The sequence below is a fragment of the Desulfocurvus sp. DL1XJH-121 genome (genome assembly GCF_054819825.1).
In genome coordinates this window covers 81504-100240 of the sequence record NZ_JBTVWW010000001.1, presented here as the reverse complement: position 1 = coordinate 100240, position 18737 = coordinate 81504, and the positions used below count along the sequence as shown (strand labels likewise).

Annotated in this window: 17 protein-coding genes and 1 tRNA gene; 6 read left to right on the top strand and 12 right to left on the bottom strand. The window is 65.5% G+C overall.

Annotation, left to right across the window (positions count from 1 at the left end):
• Nucleotides 1-130 precede the first annotated feature (130 nt).
• The 5 genes from ACYYG1_RS00475 to ACYYG1_RS00455 form a co-directional block, all read right to left on the bottom strand.
• The gene (locus ACYYG1_RS00475; protein ID WP_461208296.1) at nt 131-1177 is read right to left on the bottom strand and encodes an HD-GYP domain-containing protein; all 1047 of its coding nucleotides are present in this window, start codon (nt 1175-1177) and stop codon (nt 131-133) included.
• A gap of 23 nt (nt 1178-1200) precedes the next feature.
• Nucleotides 1201-2352: an HD domain-containing phosphohydrolase gene (locus ACYYG1_RS00470; RefSeq protein WP_461208295.1), complete on the bottom strand. Its 1152-nt coding sequence runs from the start codon at nt 2350-2352 to the stop codon at nt 1201-1203.
• On the bottom strand, nt 2345-3562 hold the full coding sequence (locus ACYYG1_RS00465) for an HDOD domain-containing protein (protein ID WP_461208294.1): 1218 nt from the start codon (nt 3560-3562) through the stop codon (nt 2345-2347). Before ACYYG1_RS00465 ends, ACYYG1_RS00470 begins: the two co-directional genes overlap by 8 nt.
• Nucleotides 3555-5333 carry an ATP-binding protein gene (locus ACYYG1_RS00460; RefSeq protein WP_461208293.1) on the bottom strand — a complete coding sequence of 593 codons (1779 nt, stop codon included), beginning with the start codon at nt 5331-5333 and terminating at the stop codon, nt 3555-3557. Before ACYYG1_RS00460 ends, ACYYG1_RS00465 begins: the two co-directional genes overlap by 8 nt.
• Nucleotides 5334-5616: 283 nt before the next feature.
• A tRNA-Pro gene (locus tag ACYYG1_RS00455) sits at nt 5617-5693 on the bottom strand.
• Nucleotides 5694-5864: 171 nt separating this feature from the next.
• Between ACYYG1_RS00455 and ACYYG1_RS00450 the strand changes: the two genes are divergently transcribed.
• Complete coding sequence (locus ACYYG1_RS00450) at nt 5865-6158, top strand: TIGR03905 family TSCPD domain-containing protein (RefSeq protein ID WP_461208292.1); 294 nt, start codon at nt 5865-5867, stop codon at nt 6156-6158.
• 18 nt (nt 6159-6176) lie between these two features.
• On the opposite strand, the gene amrS is transcribed toward ACYYG1_RS00450, so the two are convergent.
• The gene (gene amrS / locus ACYYG1_RS00445; protein WP_461208291.1) at nt 6177-7190 is read right to left on the bottom strand and encodes an AmmeMemoRadiSam system radical SAM enzyme; all 1014 of its coding nucleotides are present in this window, start codon (nt 7188-7190) and stop codon (nt 6177-6179) included.
• Nucleotides 7191-7200: 10 nt separating this feature from the next.
• Nucleotides 7201-7593, bottom strand: coding sequence for a hypothetical protein (locus ACYYG1_RS00440; RefSeq protein WP_461208290.1), 393 nt, complete (start codon nt 7591-7593; stop codon nt 7201-7203).
• A 113-nt stretch (nt 7594-7706) separates the two neighbouring features.
• Here ACYYG1_RS00440 and purM point away from each other — a divergent pair, with 113 nt between their 5' ends.
• Nucleotides 7707-8768, top strand: coding sequence for a phosphoribosylformylglycinamidine cyclo-ligase (gene purM, locus ACYYG1_RS00435; RefSeq protein ID WP_461208289.1), 1062 nt, complete (start codon nt 7707-7709; stop codon nt 8766-8768).
• Between the two features lie 73 nt (nt 8769-8841).
• Here purM and ACYYG1_RS00430 read toward each other — a convergent pair whose 3' ends face one another.
• From ACYYG1_RS00430 to rplM, 4 genes are all read right to left on the bottom strand, one after another.
• Complete coding sequence (locus ACYYG1_RS00430) at nt 8842-10938, bottom strand: transporter substrate-binding domain-containing protein (RefSeq protein ID WP_461208288.1); 2097 nt, start codon at nt 10936-10938, stop codon at nt 8842-8844.
• A 144-nt stretch (nt 10939-11082) separates the two neighbouring features.
• Nucleotides 11083-12345, bottom strand: a complete 1263-nt coding sequence (locus ACYYG1_RS00425) for a radical SAM family protein (protein WP_461208287.1) — start codon at nt 12343-12345, stop codon at nt 11083-11085.
• Nucleotides 12346-12449: 104 nt separating this feature from the next.
• Nucleotides 12450-12842 carry a 30S ribosomal protein S9 gene (gene rpsI / locus ACYYG1_RS00420; RefSeq protein WP_461208286.1) on the bottom strand — a complete coding sequence of 131 codons (393 nt, stop codon included), beginning with the start codon at nt 12840-12842 and terminating at the stop codon, nt 12450-12452.
• A 23-nt stretch (nt 12843-12865) separates the two neighbouring features.
• Nucleotides 12866-13294 (bottom strand): 50S ribosomal protein L13, encoded by a 429-nt coding sequence (gene rplM, locus ACYYG1_RS00415; RefSeq protein ID WP_461208285.1) that lies wholly within the window; start codon nt 13292-13294, stop codon nt 12866-12868.
• A 233-nt stretch (nt 13295-13527) separates the two neighbouring features.
• Here rplM and ACYYG1_RS00410 point away from each other — a divergent pair, with 233 nt between their 5' ends.
• From ACYYG1_RS00410 to ACYYG1_RS00395, 4 genes are all read left to right on the top strand, one after another.
• Nucleotides 13528-14769, top strand: a complete 1242-nt coding sequence (locus ACYYG1_RS00410) for an HD domain-containing protein (RefSeq protein WP_461208284.1) — start codon at nt 13528-13530, stop codon at nt 14767-14769.
• Between the two features lie 134 nt (nt 14770-14903).
• Nucleotides 14904-15860, top strand: coding sequence for an MBL fold metallo-hydrolase (locus tag ACYYG1_RS00405; RefSeq protein ID WP_461208283.1), 957 nt, complete (start codon nt 14904-14906; stop codon nt 15858-15860).
• A 179-nt stretch (nt 15861-16039) separates the two neighbouring features.
• Entirely contained in the window at nt 16040-16531 is a 492-nt protein-coding gene (locus tag ACYYG1_RS00400; RefSeq protein ID WP_461208282.1) for a GNAT family N-acetyltransferase, read from the top strand.
• A gap of 40 nt (nt 16532-16571) precedes the next feature.
• Nucleotides 16572-17375 carry a substrate-binding periplasmic protein gene (locus ACYYG1_RS00395; protein ID WP_461208281.1) on the top strand — a complete coding sequence of 268 codons (804 nt, stop codon included), beginning with the start codon at nt 16572-16574 and terminating at the stop codon, nt 17373-17375.
• An 82-nt stretch (nt 17376-17457) separates the two neighbouring features.
• Here ACYYG1_RS00395 and ACYYG1_RS00390 read toward each other — a convergent pair whose 3' ends face one another.
• Complete coding sequence (locus ACYYG1_RS00390; RefSeq protein WP_461208280.1) at nt 17458-18666, bottom strand: aminotransferase-like domain-containing protein; 1209 nt, start codon at nt 18664-18666, stop codon at nt 17458-17460.
• Between the last annotated feature and the right edge of the window lie 71 nt (nt 18667-18737).

Here is an 18737-nt window from a genome sequence, read left to right as displayed (position 1 = left end):
CGCGGGTTACGCGCAAGCCTTTGATCTCATTGGTCGGGGCAAAAGGGTCTGAATCTTCGGCATTCAGCTCCCAAAGCTGACGCGCTGCCGGGCTGCGTTACGCCCGGGCGTGCACGGAGGCCTGCTGTGGCTAGGGAGGTGGATTGAGGCCGGAGCAGAGCCAGTCGCAATAGGGCGGGCTGCCCTCGGTGACGGCGAGGGTGAATCTGTCCTCCTCGAAGACCTTGATGCAGGCGCGCACCGCGTCCCGGTCGTAGATGATGCCCGAGCCCGTGCGGATCTCCGCCATGGCGGCGTTTATGCCCTTGCCAGGGCGATAGGGGCGGTGCGAATTGATGGCGTCAACCACGTCGGCCACGGCGAGAATTCTGGATTCAGGCAGGATGTCGTCCCCCGAGAGCCCCAGGGGATAGCCGCCGCCGTCCAGGCGCTCGTGGTGCTGGCGGACCATCTCCGCGATGGGCCAGGGGAACTCCACGGGAGAAAGGATGGAGTAGCCCACGTTGGGGTGGGCCTTGATGATGGCCAGTTCCTCCGGCGTCAGCCTGCCGGGTCGGTTGAGGAATTCCGCAGGCACGTAGAGCTTGCCGATGTCGTGCACCCCGGCGGCCAGGCGCAGGCCTTGGATGTGGTCGTGGCTCATGCCCATGGTTTCTGCGATGGCCACGGCCAGGCCGGTTACGTTGCGCTGGTGCCCGGCTGTGTAGGGGTCCCGGGCCTCGACGAGGATTCCGAATCCCGTGATGATGCCTTCCATGGCATCCTTGAGCCGCCGAAGGAAGACGATCTCCTGCTGGTCGAGAAGCAGCCGCCGCTGCCGGAGACCGTCGTCGATGGCCTTTTCCAGGTCTTGCTGGGTGATGGGCTTGGACAGGATGCGGAAGACGTGACCGTTGTTCACCGCTGAGAGGGCGTTCTCCAGGTCCGCGTATCCTGTCAGGACCATGAGGATTCTTTGTGGATCATTCTTCCTGAGCATGGCCAGGAATTTCAGCCCGTCCATGCCCGCCATGCGGATATCGGAGATGACCAGGGCGAAGGGAGGGGCAGTGGCGATGAGGGAGAGGCCTTCCTTGGCGCTGGTGGCCGTGACGATGTCGTATTTCCTGCCCAGCATGCGCCGGATGGACGTCAGTATCTTCGTGTCGTCGTCGACGAATAGGATTCTTTCGGGCATGCCTTGCTCTTGCGGGACTGTTGCTACAGGGTGCAGGTCAGCGGCTCGATGACCTGGATGGGTTCCTGGATCTCGTCGCGCTTGGAGTAGCGCAGGAGGTACTCGATGAGCATCTCCGTGATGACCTGGCCCTTGGCCAGGATTTTTTTCCTGTGGTGCTTCGCCACGAGGTCGGCGGCCAGCACCATGCCCGGCTGCAGGCCGAGCAGGTGGTATTTCCGTAGGGCGTAGCAGCCTTCCTCGCCGATGAGGTCGGCCAGGGCGTCGAGCACTTTCTGGTCGTAGCGGCCCTCGCGTTTGAGCAGAAGGGTCAGGGCGTCGCCCTTGGCCGCGCCGGAGCACAGGGCCGCGTCGTAGTCCGCCGCCACGCGGATGATACGGGCGCCCAGGGGGATGTCCTCGCCGGACACGCCGTCCGCCGGGGGGCCCGTTCCGTCGTAGTTCTTGAGTTGGTAGGAGACGATGCGGGCGACGTGCCCCATGCGGGGCACCCGGCTGATGAACTGGGCCGCGAAGGTGGGATGGTCCTCGAACAGCGGCGTCTCCACGGGGGCCAGCGGCTTGCCCGCGAGGACCTTGGCCACGATCGAGTCCGGCAGGGTGACGAAGCCGAGCATGGAGAGATGGGCGGCGGTCTCGATTTCCCAGTCCCCGGCCTGGGCCAGGCACCGGGCGAGAAAGTGCACGGTGGGCAGCATGCGGGACGTTCGGCTGAAGATGTCCGGCCGGACCAGGGAAATGACGTCGGCCAGAAGGCCTACGCTGGAGCGCAGGGTCTGGTCCAGCAACTGCGCCTCGGCCACCAGGGCCTCGTGGTACCGGATGGCGTCCTTGAGCGCCAGGGCCAGGTCCTTGGGATTGCAGGGCTTGGTCAGCAGGCGGAAGATGCCCGACTCGTTCACGGCCTTCAGGGCCAGGTCCAGGTCCGCATACCCCGTGAGCATGATGCGGACCATGTCGGGGGCCGCGTCCCGGGCCTTGGCCAGGAATTCGAGACCGTTCATTTCCGGCATCTTGTAGTCGGAGATGACGACGGAGAATTCGTCGCCTCCGGCGAGCAGGGCCAAGGCCTCCTTGCCGTTGCAGGCGGTCTGCGCCGTGAAGCGGCGGCAGAGGACGCGCTGGAAGGAGGAGAGGAGCTTCTTGTCGTCGTCGACGATGAGGATGCTATGCATTGTTGTCCTTCCGGTCGGCTGATTCCAGGGTCAGGGTCCAGAGTTCTTCTATGGATGGGCTGACCAGGTATCTCCTCGTGTAGTCGCCATCGATCAGGGGGGCCGTATCGCGCTTGCTGAACACGACGAGCCGGTGGTCGAAGATGTTTGCCACATGCACGGCCATGAGGGGGCTGCTGTTCATGCCCGCCGCGCTGGGAATATGATGGTGCGTTATGGCCAGGACCTCTTCACTGGGCAGGCCCCAGAGGCGCATGAGATAGCCGCCGATGTCGTCGTGGCTGCACCCGCAGACCTTCCGCTCCGCCTGCCAGAGCAGCGTCTTTTCCCGCTTTACCATGGCGATGGATTCGTTGAAGCTGTCTGGGAGGTGGGTTGCGATGATGATCTTGCCGATGTCGTGCAGCAGGCCGCTGATGAAGGCGTGGTCGGCCTCCTCCTTGGTGCATCCGATGGCCCGGGCGATCCGCTTTGCCAGGACCGATACGCGTACGCTGTGGTCGAAGAGGAAGGCCAAATTGAAGTCCGGGGTCTTGTCCTTGTTGAAGCCGGCGAAGAGATGCAGGCACAGGACCAGGGACCGGACTACGTTCAGGCCAAGGAGCGTCACCGCCTGGTTGGGGCTGTCTATGTGCCGCGCGAATCCGAAGAACGGCGAGTTGACCAGCTGCAGGATTTTCGCGGACATGGAGACGTCCTTCGCTACGATGGCGGCCACGGCGTTGATGTCCACCTCCTGCCTGGACAGCTCCTCATTCAACCGGGCCACGATGGTCGGCACGGAGCAGAGCCGGTCGATCCTGGAAACGACCTTGCGGATCGAGTCGCATTGCATGGAATTGCGGCCGATTATGCTGTCTTCCAGGGTTTCAATCAGTTCCTCCGCCTTGCATGGCTTGTTCAGGAACCTGTGGACCGTCAGCGCGGACAGGGAGGCCACATCCGCGCTCGAATGCCCCGTCATGGCGATGCGTATGGTGTCGGGGTACAGGTCCTTGACCTTGTTCATCAATTCCAGGCCGTTCATCTCCGGCATCACGATGTCGGAGACGATGATGTCCACCGGAGCCTGCCTCATCGCCTCCAGGGCCGCCACGCCGTTGTCGGTGAAGATCATGTCCCATTCTTCCGCCTTGGGGCGCAGGGAGCGCCGCAGCCCGCGCAGAATCAGGGGCTCGTCGTCGATGAACAGGATGCGCCTTCTAGACATCGGCGGCTCCTTCGGTGTCCAGGGGTAGTTCGATCCTGAAGGTGCTGCCCTGGCCCTCCATGGAGGAGAAGGTGAGCTTTCCCTTGTGGTTGTCGACGATGGCCGTGTGGGCGATTGCCAGGCCCTGGCCGGTGCCCTTGCCGGGCGGCTTGGTGGTGAAGAACGGGTTGAAGATGCTGCTCTGGATGTCTCTGGGGATGCCGATGCCGTTGTCCTGCACCGTGATGGCGACCATTCCGTTCTCTTCGGTGGTGGTGATGGAGATGGTCCCCTTGTCGAAGATGCGGCGGGCCACCTTGCTTTCGATGGCGTGCGCGGCGTTGATGATGATGTTGAGCATCACCTGGTTGACCTGGGAGAGCACGGCGTTCACCGTGGGCAGGTTCTCGGCGAGGTTCGTTTGCACCTCGCAGTGGTATTTCCACTCGTTGGTCGAGACGGTCACGGCGTTCCCGATGACGGTGTTGATGTTGACCTGTTCCTTCTTCTCCTGCCCAGGGTGGGCGAACTGCTTCACTGATTTCACGATGGTCGAGATGCGCTCTATGCCGTCGAGGGTGTCGGAGATGGCCTCCTGTATGTCCTGGAGCAGATCGTCGAGGTCCAGGCTCCTGATCTTCGCGTCCAGGCCGTCCAGAGTGGCGCGGTAGTCCCCGCCGTTTTCGACGAGCGTTCTGAACCGTTCGTAGACGGCCATGACGTCGGTCATGTCGTCGAAGGCCGTCTTGAGGAAGCGGGTGTTGTTCTCCACGTATTGGCAGGGCGTGTTGATCTCGTGGGCGATGCCCGCCGCGAGCTGGCCTATGGATTCGAGCTTCTGGGCCTGGAGGAGCTGGCTTTCCAGCATTTTTCGCTCGGTGATGTTGTAGAACGTCTCGATGGTGTGCTTCTTTCCGTTCAGGATGATCGGAAACGCCGAGTGGACGACCGGTATCTTGCCTTTGGACTTCGTCTCCAGCGTGACTTCGAGGTGTAGCGTGCCCTTCGGGCGGACCTTGCCCGTGTCCAAGGCGTGCAGGGCGACGATGTCGTCCCGCTGGCCGCCAATGATGGCGGCCTCGGGAAGCCCGATCAGGCTCCTGAACACGTCGTTGGTCTGGATGATCCGGTTCGATCTGTTTTCGATGACGATGAACCCGACTTTGATGCCGGACAGCACGGCGGCCAGGAGCGCCGCGTATTCCCGTGTCCGCTCCTCGGATTTGTGCCGTTGTATGGCCAGGGCGAAAAAGTTGCCGAGGTGTTCGATCTTCGCGAGATCGCTTTCGTCGAATTCGCCGTCCTTGTTGGCGAGGGCTATCTGGCCCACGAGCGCGTCGCCGAGCACGACGGGCGCGGCCAGGAAGTTGCGGATCGTGCCGTGGCCTTTGGGGGCACTCCTGGACGCCTTGTGCCTGGACGGCTCGTTGGTGAAGTGTGCCGTCCGCGTGTTGAGCGAATGCCCATAGAGTCCGCCGAATTTTCCGTCCTGCAGCGGTTCGAATCGGAACGACTTGCTCTCTGTGCGTTCGATGCGGCAGTTCCCGCTCATCATGCGGGTCAGCGTATGCACCACCAGGGTTCCGGTTTCCGGGTCGATGGTCCCCACGTATCCGTCCCTGCTCGAGGTCAGTTTTTTCGCCTCATCGAGCAGTAGGTCCGCGACGGTCTGGATGTCGGAGAGTTGTGAGAGGAGGGGTTTGTATAAATTGGACAGCGCGTTGGCGATCTCGAGCTCCAGCCCGGGGGCGTGTGTTTTCCTGCCCTGTCCGGGGGCGTCCGTCTTCTTCATGGCGGGTCCTGCGTATAGGTTGCTCTTACTATACAACTTAGTACCAAGTGTCGGGCAAGGTCAATCATTCGGGACGCGGACATCACCGGCGGATGCGAAATCCGCGGGGCATGTCCTTGCGGGGTGTTGGCGGGAGGCTGACGGGTATTCGAGTCCGACTGGTTTATCCCGTTTTTTCGCAGGAGCTTCGATCGGGGACACACAGCGGCCTCGGGCCTGGAACCGCTTTCGCGTTTCAAGAAAAAGGGCCCACGGCGATTGGCCGCGGACCCCCTTGGTGTCCTGGTCGGGGCGAAAGGATTTGAACCTTCGACATTCAGCTCCCAAAGCTGACGCGCTGCCAGACTGCGCCACGCCCCGAGGAAGGTGATTTCCTAACCGAAAGCCCGTGCCAAAGCAAGAAACCCGGGGTGCGGGCCGTGCCTGGGTCCGGGGCCGGGCGGTCCGCCCGCGGCTTGTATTTCGCGGGCCGCAGGTATATCAACACGCCTTGCCCAACTGTCATTCCAATTCCCAGAGGTTTTGATCACCATGTTCGAGATTCCGGTCATGCCCGCGCGCGAAGAGCGGACGGGTGACGAGGATGTGTCTACCTTCACGCCGTCCGGCGTGTGTTCCAAGCTGATACGGTTCACGGTGCGCGACGGCCGCGTGTACGACGTGGCCTTTACCGGCGGCTGCGACGGAAACCTGCAGGGCATCTCCCGTTTGGTGCAGGGCATGTCCGTCGAGGACGTCGTCGGGAAATTGAAGGGCATCCGCTGCGGCAGGAAGACCACGTCCTGCCCGGACCAGCTGTCCCGGGCCCTGGAAGGCCGCCGCTGAGCGCCCGCTGAAGGGCCGTCAGGCCCAGACCCCGGCCAGCACGCGGCCGCAATGCGGGCACGAGCCGCCCTCGGGCGGGCGTCCGGCCAAGGTGAAGCCCCTACGGGGGAGGACCATCTCCCCGCAGCCCGGGCAGCTGGTGGACTCGCCGTCGTGGCCCGGGACGTTGCCCGTGTACACGAAGGACAGCCCGGCCTCGCGGCCGATGTCCCAGGCCCGCTCCAGGGTGGCCACGGGCGTGGGCGGGATGCGCGTCTGGCGAAAGTCCGGGTGGAAGCGCGACACGTGCCAGGGGACCTCGGCCCCCAGGTCGCGGGCGATGAATTCGGCGATGGCCGTCAATTCCTTGTCGGAGTCGTTGAGCCCGGGGATGACCAGGGTCGTGACCTCCAGCCACCAGCCCGCCTCGCGGATGCGCATCAGGTTGTCCAGCACGGGCTGAAGCCGCGCCTGGCAATGGTCGCGGTAGAACTCTTCGCTGAAGCCCTTGAGGTCGATGTTCGCGGCGTCCATGAGCGGGCCCAGGCGCTCCAGGCACTCGGGGCTCATGAACCCGTTGGAGACCATGATGTTCTTCAGTCCCGCGTCCCGGGCCAGGAGCGCCGTGTCCTCCATGAGCTCGAAGAACACCGTGGGCTCGGAATAGGTATAGGACACGCTGGCGCAGCCGTGGCGCCTGGCCGCGTCCACCAGGTCCATGGGCGAGGCGGCCTGCCCCATGGGCTCGTGGCCGTCCCTGGGCGGCTGGGACAGGCTGTGGTTCTGGCAGAAGTCGCAGCCCAGGTTGCAGCCCATGGCCGCGAAGGACAGGGTGCGCGTTCCGGGCAGGAAATGGAACAGGGGCTTCTTTTCCACGGGGTCCACGTTCAGGGCCGCAATCCGGTCGTGGACCAGGGTCATGAGCGTGCCGCCCCGGTTCACGCGCACGCCGCACGTTCCCCTTTCGCCGTCGGCCAGTACGCAGAAATGGTTGCACAGGCGGCACTGGACGCGCCCCTCGGGCAGGGGCTTCCAGAGGCGGGCCTCGGTCATGCGCGTTCTCCTAGTTCCCCTGCTTGTGCCGCCCGTGCCCCGTGCGTCCTTGCCAGCCCTGTGATTGCCCGCCCCGGGCCGGGACCTGGACGCGGGGCTCCACGGTCACGGGGGGCATGCCGTACTGCGGCTTGGGCCGGGGCCTGGGGGTCACGCTGATGACGCTGTCGCCGGTTTGCGGGTCCCGGTCCATGCGGATGTTTTCGTCCATGGTGCCGAAGACCTCGTCGCGGCGCTCGGGCGCGGGCTGGGCCTTGGGCGTCTCCTCGGCCACGGCTTCCTCTCCAGTGGCGGGCTCGGCCTCGGTTTCCGCCGCCCACAGGGGCGCGGCCAGCAGGCCCCAGGCCAGCAGAAGCGCCAAAGCCAGCGGCGGCAGGCGGAATACGCGGTATTTCCTGGTCATATTTGCTCCCTTGAATTTCAGGGCCGAAGTACCTATAACTCAATCCCTCGGCGGCCGGTGCCGCCCGCCCATCGCCCCCTTCCCCTTCTGCACGATTGCAAGGAGCGTACCTCATGACGGACAGGGCCAAGGCCTACACCAGGGCCGGTGTGGATATTCACGCGGGAAACGCGTTTGTCTCGCGCATCAAATCCATGGTGGCCTCCACCTTCACCGGCGGGGTCATCACGGACATCGGCGGCTTCGGCGGCCTGTTCAGGCTGGATACTTCGGGCATGGAGCAGCCCGTGCTCGTGGCCTCCACCGACGGCGTTGGAACGAAGCTGAACCTGGCCTTCGAGTACGACCTCCACGATACCATCGGTATTGATCTTGTGGCCATGAGTGTCAACGACATTCTGGTTCAGGGCGCGAGGCCCTTGTTCTTCCTGGATTATTTCGCCACGGGCAAGCTGGACGGCGAGCGCGCCGCCAACGTGCTGGCCGGCATCGTGGAAGGCTGCAAGCAGGGCGAATGCGCGCTCCTGGGCGGCGAGACCGCCGAGATGCCCGACTTCTACAAGCCCGGGGAATACGACGTGTCCGGGTTCTGCGTGGGCGTGGTGGACAACGCCCACATCGTGGACGGCTCGGCCATCCGCCCCGGCGACGCGGTGGTGGGCGTGGCCTCCTCGGGCATCCACTCCAACGGCTACTCCCTGGTGCGCAAGCTGGTGGCCGAGTCCGGCCTCAAGGGCGGCGACCCCTTCCCGGGCACGGACCAGACCCTGGCCCAGGTGCTGCTCACGCCCACGCGCATCTACGTCAAGGCCGTGAAGGCGCTGTTGCGGGACATGGACATCCGGGGCATGTGCCACGTCACGGGCGGCGGGTTCTACGACAACATCCCGCGCATCCTGCCCAAGGGCACGGCCGTGCAGATCGAGTTCGGCTCCTGGGAGATGCTGCCGGTGTTCACCTGGCTCAAGGAGCAGGGCGGCCTGGACTGGCCCGAGATGCTCCAGATCTTCAACTGCGGCGTGGGCTACATCGTGGTCGTGCCCGCGGACCAGGCCGACGACGTGGTCTCCCGCCTGGTGGGCTCCGGGGAAAAGGCCTGGGTCATCGGCTCGGTGCGCAAGGCGCAGAAGGGCGAGAAGGACCAGGTGGCCGTGGACTTCGGCGAAGCCTGCTGACCCGTTTCCGCAATCAGGATGATTCGGGCCCCGGCCGGTGCAAACCGGCCGGGGCTTTTTCATTGCGGTTCGGCTAATCCGTGCCCAGGGGCAGGGCCACGGTGAAGACCGCGCCCTGGTTCGGCGCGGACCAGACCTCGAAGGTCCCGTGGTGGTTGCGGGTGACGATGAAATAGGACACCGAGAGCCCCAGGCCCGTACCCACGCCTGGCTCCTTGGTGGTGAAGAAGGGCTCGAACACGCGCTTGCGCACGCTTTCGCGCATGCCCGGCCCGTTGTCCTCGAACTCGGCCACGGCCATGCCCTCTTCCTGGCGCAGGGTGATGCCGATGCGCGGCGGGTCGCCGCCCTCGCGCCCTCCGGCCATGGCCTGGGCCGCGTTGCGCAGGACGTTCATGAAGACCTGGAGGATCTCCGTCTCCGTGCAGGGAACCTCGGGCAGATCCGGATCATAGTTGCGCCGGATTTCTATGGCCGTGAAATCCTGGCGGCTCGTCATGCGGTATTCCGCCGCGACCATCTCCAGGGCCCTGTCCACCAGGGCCGCGAGGTCGCACGGAGCGCGCTGCGATCCGCTGGAGCTGGAGAAGCTCAACATGTCCGTGACCACCTCGGCCACGCGTTCCCCGGACGCCCGGATGCCCTCGAGCATGCTGTCGATGCCGCGGCTTTGCATGTAGGCGCGCATGCGCTCCATGTCCACGCCCGCCTCGCGGGCCGCCCTCTCGTTGGCGGGCAGGCCCGGGGTGATCCGGCGCACCACGTTCTGGATGCCCTGCAGGATGCCGCCCAGGGGGTTGTTGATCTCGTGGGCCATTCCCGAGGCCATGCCGCCCAGGGAAATCATTTTCTCGGTCTGCACCAGGGCCTCTTCCGTGCGCAGGCGCTCGGTGACGTCCATGGCCAGGATCATGATGTCCTCGCCGATGAGCCCGAGGCGGTATTCCACGTCCTTGACCGTGCCGTCCTTGCACCTGATCTTGATCACCGCCGGTGGCGGCTCGGCCTCGCCGGCGTAGAGTTTCTCCACCGCGGACCACCACCTGTCCTCCACCATGGCGCGGTAGCGCTTGCTGGGATAGGCGCGGTCCCCCCAGCTCTGGATGTCGGTTATTTCCTCCAGGCCGTAGCCGCAGAGCTCTTCCATGGCCTTGTTCATCAGCAGGGGCTTCCCTTCCCTGTTCACGATGGTCGTGCCCAGGGGCGAGTTGCCCACCATTTCCTGGAAGCGCTTGCGGTTGTCGTCCAAGGCGCGTTCGGCGTCCAGGCGTTCGCCGAATTCCTTTTCCAGGGCTTCGGTCTTTTCGCGCACCTTGCGCCGCAGGGTCCAGGTCCAGAGCAGGGTGGCGGCCAGAAGCAGGGACAGGGGCGCGACCACGTATGGCCAGTGGCGCAGCAGGTGCCGGGCCAGGGCCTTGTCCTCGTACACGCCGAACCACTTGTCGCGGATGGCGTCGAACTCCCCCGAGAGCTTGATCATGGCCAGGCCCTCGTTGAAGTGGGCCAGCAGGCCCCCGTGGCCCTCGGGCACGGCGATGCAATAGCGCAGGGGCTCGATGGGCTCGCCCGCGATGTCGATGTTCGTGAGCCCGTATTTCTTGATCAGATACCGCCCCTGGTAGGTGCCCAGCAGGGCGGCGTCGTGGCGTCCCGAGGACAGGAAGGTCAGGGCCTCGCCCGGGGACGAAACCAGCGCGAGCCGGGCCTCGGGGAAGCGGTCCTGGGCGTATTCGTGCATGATGTCGCTGTCCTGAACGATGAGCGAGTGGCCCGCGATGTCCCGGGTGCCCGCGATCTTCGACCCGTGGCGCACGAACAGGGAATGGGAGGTCAGGTAGAAGGGCGTGGAGAAGTCCACGGCCAGGTCCCGCTTCGGCGAGGCGTGCATGCCCATGACCGCGGCGATCTCGCCCCGCTCCAGCTGCTCCCGGACCTCGGGCCAGGGGCCCAGGTCGATCTTGATCTTCAGCCCCGTGGCCTTGGCCACGGCGCGCATGACGTCCACGGAGAAGCCCGTGGGCACGCCGTTTTCAAGAAATTCGAATGGGGGATAGTTGTAGTCGCCGCGCACCACCAGGTGGTTGTCCGCGCGCGCGCCCAGCGCGAGGCACAGCACGAGAGCAAGCGTCAGCAGCGCGGTGGCGGGAAGGAAATGGCGGGTCGTGTGCATGCGTCTTGAGTATCCGGATTGTTCGGCCAAATTGTCCTAGAGTCCAAGGATAGCAGATTATTGAGGACACAGGCAAAGAGAAAGATTTTCTACTTTCCCAAGGCTTGCAGGCGGCTGTTCGGCAGCTTTCGGGGCGTGGGGGGGCTAGCCCCCCAGGTAGGGGTTGAAATACCCGAATTCGATCCAGGGACAGGCTTTTTTCAGGCGCTTGCGGAAGTTGGCCAGGCCCATGCTGGGCCCCGAGGCGTGGGGCGCGGCCAGGCCGAGGTAGATCTCGGGGTCCAGGTTCAGGTTGCGCAGTTGGATGAAGTCCACCTTCAGGTCCTGGACCAGCCCCGCCAGGGCGTCCCATTCCCTCTCGGTGTCGGACACGCCCGGGAAGAACAGGTAGTTCAGGGACACGAACAGGCCGTTTTCCTTGGCCTGGGCGATGGTCTCGCGCACGGCGGGCAGGCCCGCGTAGCCCCGGGGGCGGTAATAGGCCGCGTACAGGTCCGGAGTGGCGCTGTTCAGGGACACGCGGATGGAGGACAGCCCGGCCCGGGCCAGGGGGGCCATGGTCTCGGGCAGGCTGGCGTTGGTGTTGATGTTCACCGTGCCCGCGCCCCCGGCCTTGCGGAAGGCCTCCACGGCCTTGGTGATGGTGGCGGCCTCGGTGAGGGGTTCGCCCTCGCAGCCCTGGCCGAAGGAATACACGGGGCGCTTCTTCTCGCGCCGGGCGTGCTCGGCCATGACCTCCACGATCTCCTCGGGCGTGGGCCGGAAGTCGATGCGGTTCTGGGGCGAGGGGAAGCCCGAGTCCTCGTCCTGGTACGAGATGCAGCCCACGCAGCGGGCGTTGCAGGACCGGGAGGTGGGCAGGGGGGCCTCGTAGCGGCCCAGGGCCAGGTTCTTGGCCGCCGGGCAGCAGTAGGTCAGGGCGCAGCCCGCCAGGTGCGCGACGAGCCGGTTGTTCGGGTACTTGGCCAGCAGGGCGTGGGCGCCCTTGTCGATGCGTTCCTGGGGGATGCCCTCGAACACCTGGCGCGGGTCCTCGTCCACCTTCTTGGCGCAGACCCAGAACCGGCCCTGGGCGTAGCCCACGGCCGCGTAGGCCACCAGGGGCAGGGTCGGGGCGTCCTCGGCGGTGTCGTAGGCCGTGATGCCGCTGATGGTGTAGGCCGGGCAGACGAAGGCCGAGACGGCGTTCTCCTCCAGGGCCACGGCCTCGCCGGTTTCGGGGTCCAGGCCCACGGCGTGGCGGCCGGGCAGCAGGAACACGTCGCTGCCCGGGGGCAGGGGGGTCAGGTCCTGGGGCCGGGGCAGGGCCAGCTCGTCGCCCCGGCGGCAGAGCATGAGCAGGCCGGGGTGGTCGTAGATGCGGCCGGATTCGTCGGCGAACAGAAGCTGGGGCTGGACCTTGGCCATCTGGGCCTCCTGGGTTCCCGGGGCGCGGGGGCCCGGAATAGAAAAAGGGGCGGACCCGCAACATGCAAGTCCGCCCCGGGGAGTGCACCGCCAAAAGGCGAGTTCTAGCGCTTGGAATACTGGAACCTGGCGCGGGCGCCGCGCTGGCCGTACTTCTTGCGCTCCTTGACGCGGGCGTCGCGGGTCACGAGGCCGGCCTTCTTCAGGGCCGGGCGCGTCTCCAGGTCGAAGGCCATCAGCGCACGGGTGATGCCGTGGCGCACGGCCTGGGCCTGGCCGGCGATGCCGCCGCCGCAGACGTTGACCTTGATGTCGAACTTGCCCAGGGTCTTGGTGATGTTCAGGGGCTGGCGGATGATCATCTGCAGGGTCGCCCGGGGGAAGTAATCCTCGTAGGGGCGGCCGTTGACGGTGATCTGTCCGGTGCCGTTGTCATACAGGCGGGTGCGGGCCACGGAGGACTTCCGCTTGCCGGTACCGTAGAAAAATTCGCTCATTTCCTCTTACTCCTTGGCGGTGCTTAGAAGTCCAGCTCTTTGGGGGCCTGGGCCGTGTGCGGATGTTCGCTCCCGGCGTAGACCTTGAGCTTCTTCAGCTGGGCGCGGCCAAGGCGGTTCTTGGGCAGCATACCGCGCACGGCCTTGATGATCACTTCCTCGGGCTTCTTCTCCAGCATCTCCTTGAGGGAGGTCTCGCGAAGGCCGCCGATGAACCCGCTGTACTGATAGTATTTCTTTTGATCGAGCTTCTTGCCCGTGACCTTGATCTTCTCGGCGTTGACCACGACGATGAAGTCGCCGGTGTCGACGTGGGGGGCGAACTCGGGCTTGTGCTTGCCACGCAGGCGGGTGGCGATCTCCGTGGCCAGGCGGCCCAGGATCTTGTCCTCGGCGTCCACCACGTACCACTCGCGGGCGATGTCGCCTTCCTTGGGGGTATATGTCTTCATTGGCTGCTCCTCAATCGGAATTCAGTGTCGGAACGGCGCTTGATAAGCGCTTTCGTCCCGCAAGTCAATGACAAAACCGAAATCGGTCTTGCCGAAAATCATAACGGGGGCGCGTACCATAAACAAAAAGAATCCGTTTGTGAACCCCTGAATGCCAATCCCTCAAAGGCCAGTCATTCCGGGCCTTGAGCTTTGCGCCGCCCGAATGTAGTCTCTGTTTCAGGGAGGGACACATGCCCATTATCAGGAAAAGTCTGCTGCAACTCATCTTCTCCGGCACCTACATGAAGCGCTGGAACGACAAGCTCCGGCCCGTGGCGCTTCTGGAGGTGGACAAGCAGGCCCACAAGATGATGGTGGCCTGGATGCTCATGACCCTCAACTCCCGGGGCATGGGCGCGGACGAGCGCCGGGCCCTGGGCGACGACGTGATGGAGGGCGGGCTGTTCGATTATTTCTACCGCCTGGTGATCACGGACATCAAGCCGCCCATCTTCTACCGCATCAAGGAGAACCCCGAGCATTTCGCCCAGCTCACGGCCTGGGTCCTGGAGCAGATCCGCCCGGCGCTCCAGCCCCTGGGCCCGGAGTTCTGGGAACGCCTCTCGGCGCGGTTGTCGGAGCCGGACGAGGAGAGCCTGGCAGGTCAGATCCTGGGGGCCGCGCATCTCTACGCCTCCAGCTGGGAGTTCAATCTCATCAAGGACCTGGGTCCCTGGGACGCGGAAAAGGCGGGCATCGAGGAGTCCTTCGTGGTCGGGCTCAAGGAATACTCGCATCTGGAGGGCGTGCCCGAGCTGATGGAGGGCACCGGTTCGGTGCTGGGGCGCTTCGCCCACCTCTGCGGGCAGCTGCGCTTCCAGACCCGCTGGTCCCAGACCCCGCGCATCCCCGAGACCTCGGTGCTGGGGCACCTGTTCATCGTGGCGGCCTACGGGTATTTCTTCAGCCTGGCCGTGGACGCCTGCGCCATGCGGCGGCAGAACAACTTCTTCGCCGGGCTGTTCCACGACCTGCCCGAGGTGCTGACCCGCGACATCATCTCGCCGGTCAAGAAATCCGTGGCCCCCATCGGCGACCTGATCCGCCAGTACGAGGAGGACGAGCTCCAGGGCCGCGTGTTCGGCCCCCTGCGCCAGGGCGGCTACGAGGACCTGGCCGAGCGCCTGTCCTATTTCCTGGGCCTGGAGGTGGGCGACGAGTTCCAGTCCGTGATCCGCGAGGACGGCCGGGTGCGGGCCGTGGACGGGACTGAACTGAACGCGCTCTACAACGCCGACGCGTTCGACCCCAAGGACGGCCGCCTGCTCAAGGCCTGCGACAGCGTGGCCGCCTTCGTGGAGGCCTACACGGCGCTTCGCAACGGCATCTCCTCGGACCAGCTGCAACAGGCCGTGTGGCGCATCCGCAAACGATACAACGACTTCTCCTTCGGCGACCTGCACGTGGGCGCTCTCCTGGCGGATTTCGACTAGGACCGGCTGCGGCCCCTGGGCCTTAACGATTTTCCCCCTTTCAGGTACGGGTTTGACGCAAAGGTTTGCCGGAGTGTATAAACCCGTCCAATGAAAAACCTCAATTCGCCGGGGACGCGGCGCGGGAGGCGCGGGTGAAGATCAGTATCTGGGGATGCAGGGGATCGCTTCCCGCGTCGGTGAACGCACCGCTGGTGCGCAAGAAGATCGTGGCGGCCCTGGAGACAGCCGTGCTCAGGGGCGTGGGCAAGGGCACTGACATCAACGCCTTCGTGGACCGCGAATTGCCCTTTTCCGTGCGCGGGTCCTACGGCTCCAACACCTGCTGCGTGGAGGTCTCGGCCGGGGGCGGCGAGTTCCTGATCATCGACTGCGGCTCCGGGCTGCGCGACCTGGGCAACCACGTCTTCGCCACCAAGGGCCCCAGGCCCCAGGTCTACAACATCTGCATCACCCACCTGCACTGGGACCATCTCATGGGGTTCCCGTTTTTCACCCCGGCCTATGTGCCGGGCAACGTGATCCGTTTCTACGGCTGCCACGAGGGCATCGAGCACGCCATGCGCACCCAGATGTCCGAGCCTTTTTTCCCCGTGCCCTTCGACGCCCTGGGCGCGGACATCGAGTTCCACTCGCTCACGCCCGGCGAGCCCCGCGACATCGCCGGGGTCTCGGTCATGCCCTGGAGGCAGGACCACCCGGGAGCGTCCTACGGCTACCGCATGGAGCACGAGGGCAAGGTCTTCGTCATGTCCACGGACAGCGAGCATCGCCAGGACATGGAAAACCCCGCGTATCCCTTCCTGGACTTCGTGCGCGACGCGGACCTCCTGATCTTCGACGCCCAGTACACCTTCCAGGCCGCCAGCACGAGCAAGCAGGACTGGGGGCATTCCTCGAACATCGTGGGCGTGGAGCTGGCCAAGCGCGCCGGGGTCAAGCGGCTGTGCATGTTCCACCAGGAGCCGACCCTGGACGACGCGTCCATCGAGGCCTTCCACAAGGACACCAAGCGCTACTCCCTGCTCTACATGCCGGACACGGAGCTGGAAATCCTCATGGCCTACGACGGCCTGGCCGTCAGCGTGTAGCGGTCGGCCGGGGATTTGCCCTGGCCCCAGGGGCAGGGGCGTTTTTGGGGTGCGGGCTTGGCTCTGTTTGTATTTTCATATACAAAACAAGATGTTGGCCCTTTCTATGGCTGGGCCGCGCTCGGAGCGGCTCATGCGCGGCGAGGCCCGCCCCGGCGCGCGGCCGTCCCGGAGGCGGCATGGCGGGCAACGGGACACTCCCCACGCGCACGTTTCAATCAAAGGACCGCATGCGAATAGAACGAGCCGGCAAGGATGATTATCGCGAGCTGCTGGAGGTCTGGGAAGGATCGGTCCGCGCGTCGCATGATTTTCTGGCGGAGGAAGACATCGCCTTCCTGCGGCCGCTGATTCTCGGGCAGTATTTCGACGCCGTGGAATTGCGGTGCGTCCGGGGCGAGGGGGATGCGATCCTCGGCTTCTGCGGCGTGGCCGACGGGAAGCTCGAGATGCTGTTCGTCGCGCCCGGGAGCAGGGGCCGGGGGATCGGTTCCGCCCTGTGCGCCCATGCCATCGGGCGGATGCGCGTCCGGCATGTGGACGTGAACGAGCAGAACCCGCAGGCCGTGGGATTTTATGAGCACGTGGGATTTCGGAAAGACGGGCGTTCGGCGGTTGACGGACAGGGGAAGCCTTTTCCCCTGCTGCACATGACCCTGGACAGGACTTGAACGCCCGGGGCATCCGCGCAAACCCCGTGAAGCAGGTCGCATGACGCACGCCATCACCGAACGCATCGGGCCGAGGTCCGGCCCCCGTGGCCCGCGCCTCGCCGTGCTGGCCGTCTGGCTGTTCGCCCTCCTGGGCTGGTCGTGCCCGGCCCTGGGCGGGGAGACCCTGGTGGTGGCCCTGTCCGAGCTGGCGCCGTGGAAGATGGTGCTGGACGGGGAGCCCCAGGGCATCGACGTGGACATCCTGAGCGAGGCCGCCGCGCGCATGGGCCTGGGCCTGGAGTTCCGCGTGGCCTCGTTCTCCCGCTGCCTGAAGGACATGAAGGCCGGGAAGGCCGACCTGATGACCGGGCTGCTGCGCCTGCCCGAGCGCGAGTCCTGGCTGGTGTACGTCACGCCCCCCTACGTCACGGAAACGGCCTCGGCCTTCTATTCCACGCGTTCGCGCGCGCCGACCATCGTGCGCTACGAATACCTGCGCGGCCTGCGCATCGGCGTGAAGCGGGGCGAGAAGCACTTCCCGCAGTTCGACTACGACCGGGAGCTGCGCAAGGCCGAGGTCCGGGACCTGGACGACGGGTTCAGGCGGCTCCTGGCCGGGCAGGTGCAGGCCGTGGCGGCCGAGGAGTTCCAGGCCGACTGGTGGCTGGCCGCCCACCACCGCACGGCCGAGCACGTGGCCAAGACCCCCCTGCGTTATCAGGGCTACCAGCCCATGTTCTGCGCGTTTTCCGCCAAATCCCCCAAGTCCGCCTTGGCCGCCGAACTGGGCGCGACCCTGGCCTCCATGATCAGCGACGGGTTCGTGGGGCGCGTCCTCGCGCGTTATGCCGTAGGCCGCTGATCCTCCAACCCCCGAGGTAGAATGAAAGACCGGCCCCCGAGGGGGCCAGTCTTTGTTGTCTGTAGCCGTGCGGGGCCCAGCGCTAGGCGGCTTGGGTCTCCTTGGCGGACAGCTTGGCCAGATAGGCGGTCATGCACTTGCCCAGGCGGCGCATGCCTTCCTCGATGGTGGCCTCGTCGGCGTTGGAGTAGTTCAGGCGCAGGGTGCGCTGGCCGCCGCCGTCCACGTAGAACGGGGTGCCGGGCACGAAGGCCACCTTCTCCTTGGACGCCAGGTCGAAGAGCTCGTGGGAGTTCGCGCTCTCGGGCATGGTGGCCCAGAGGAACATGCCGCCCTCGGCGCGGGTCACGGAGACGCAGTCCGGGAAGTATTTGTCGGCGGCTTCGCGCATCACCGAACACTGGCGGCCGTAGTTCTCGCTGATCTTGGCCACGTGGGAGTCCAGGTCGTTGTCCGTGAGCCAGCGGTGCAGGATGATTTGGTCCACGGTGGAGGTGTGCAGGTCGGCGGCCTGCTTGGCCTTGACCAGGGCCGAGTGCACCTCGGGCTCGGCCACGACCCAGCCGATGCGGAAGCCCGGGGCGGCGATCTTGGAGAAGGTGCCCATGAGCATGCTGTTCTCGCGGCGGTAGGCGAACAGGGGCGTCTGGTGCTCGCCGGCGAAGCGCAGCTCGCCGTAGGGGTTGTCCTCCATGAACACCGTGTCCGTGCCCGCCAACAGGTCCGCCACGGCGCGGCGCTTGGCGTCGGAATAGGTCAGGCCCGAGGGGTTCTGGAAGGTGGTCACGGCGTAGAACATGCGCGCGCCGGTCTTCAGGGCGCTGGCCAGGGCGTCCAGGTCCGGGCCGTCCTCCTCCAGGGGCACGGGATGGTAGTTGGGCCGGAACATGGAAAAGGCCTGGATGGCGCCCAGGTAGCCCGGGGACTCCATGACCACGGTGTCGCCGGGGTTGATGAAGACCTTGGCGGCCAGGTCCAGGGCCTGCTGCGAGCCCGTGGTGATGACCACGTTGTCCGGGTCGATGTCCAGGCCCACCTTCTGCTTGTAGCGGTCGGCGATCCACTGCCTGAGCGGCGGATGCCCCTCGGTGGTGGAGTACTGCAGTGCGTTGGCGCCGTTCTCGGCGATGGCGGCGTGGGCCGCGTCGGCCAGGGCCTCGCAGGGGAACAGCCGCGGGTTGGGCAGGCCGCCGGCAAAGGAGATCACCGAGGGGTCCTGGGTGACCTTGAGAATTTCTCGGATGAAGGAACGGGGCACTGTCTGCATGCGTTTGGCGAAGGTCGCGGTCATGGGAAATCTCCTTGGGTGAGCTTGCGCGCTCGTATCCGGCCCGGGCTCTGCCCTGGACCTTGAAAATCGAA

Bases quoted from the DNA above. Each gene is read 5' to 3' on its own strand.
- purM (WP_461208289.1), top strand. From the start codon at position 7,707: ATGACGGACAGGGCCAAGGCCTACACCAGGGCCGGTGTGGATATTCAC.
- ACYYG1_RS00390 (WP_461208280.1), bottom strand. From the start codon at position 18,666: ATGACCGCGACCTTCGCCAAACGCATGCAGACAGTGCCCCGTTCCTTC.
- ACYYG1_RS00410 (WP_461208284.1), top strand. From the start codon at position 13,528: ATGCCCATTATCAGGAAAAGTCTGCTGCAACTCATCTTCTCCGGCACC.
- ACYYG1_RS00400 (WP_461208282.1), top strand. From the start codon at position 16,040: ATGGCGGGCAACGGGACACTCCCCACGCGCACGTTTCAATCAAAGGAC.
- ACYYG1_RS00470 (WP_461208295.1), bottom strand. From the start codon at position 2,352: ATGCATAGCATCCTCATCGTCGACGACGACAAGAAGCTCCTCTCCTCC.
- ACYYG1_RS00425 (WP_461208287.1), bottom strand. From the start codon at position 12,345: ATGGCCAAGGTCCAGCCCCAGCTTCTGTTCGCCGACGAATCCGGCCGC.
- rpsI (WP_461208286.1), bottom strand. From the start codon at position 12,842: ATGAGCGAATTTTTCTACGGTACCGGCAAGCGGAAGTCCTCCGTGGCC.
- rplM (WP_461208285.1), bottom strand. From the start codon at position 13,294: ATGAAGACATATACCCCCAAGGAAGGCGACATCGCCCGCGAGTGGTAC.
- ACYYG1_RS00440 (WP_461208290.1), bottom strand. From the start codon at position 7,593: ATGACCAGGAAATACCGCGTATTCCGCCTGCCGCCGCTGGCTTTGGCG.
- ACYYG1_RS00430 (WP_461208288.1), bottom strand. From the start codon at position 10,938: ATGCACACGACCCGCCATTTCCTTCCCGCCACCGCGCTGCTGACGCTT.
- ACYYG1_RS00465 (WP_461208294.1), bottom strand. From the start codon at position 3,562: ATGTCTAGAAGGCGCATCCTGTTCATCGACGACGAGCCCCTGATTCTG.
- ACYYG1_RS00395 (WP_461208281.1), top strand. From the start codon at position 16,572: ATGACGCACGCCATCACCGAACGCATCGGGCCGAGGTCCGGCCCCCGT.
- amrS (WP_461208291.1), bottom strand. From the start codon at position 7,190: ATGACCGAGGCCCGCCTCTGGAAGCCCCTGCCCGAGGGGCGCGTCCAG.
- ACYYG1_RS00450 (WP_461208292.1), top strand. From the start codon at position 5,865: ATGTTCGAGATTCCGGTCATGCCCGCGCGCGAAGAGCGGACGGGTGAC.
- ACYYG1_RS00460 (WP_461208293.1), bottom strand. From the start codon at position 5,333: ATGAAGAAGACGGACGCCCCCGGACAGGGCAGGAAAACACACGCCCCC.
- ACYYG1_RS00475 (WP_461208296.1), bottom strand. From the start codon at position 1,177: ATGCCCGAAAGAATCCTATTCGTCGACGACGACACGAAGATACTGACG.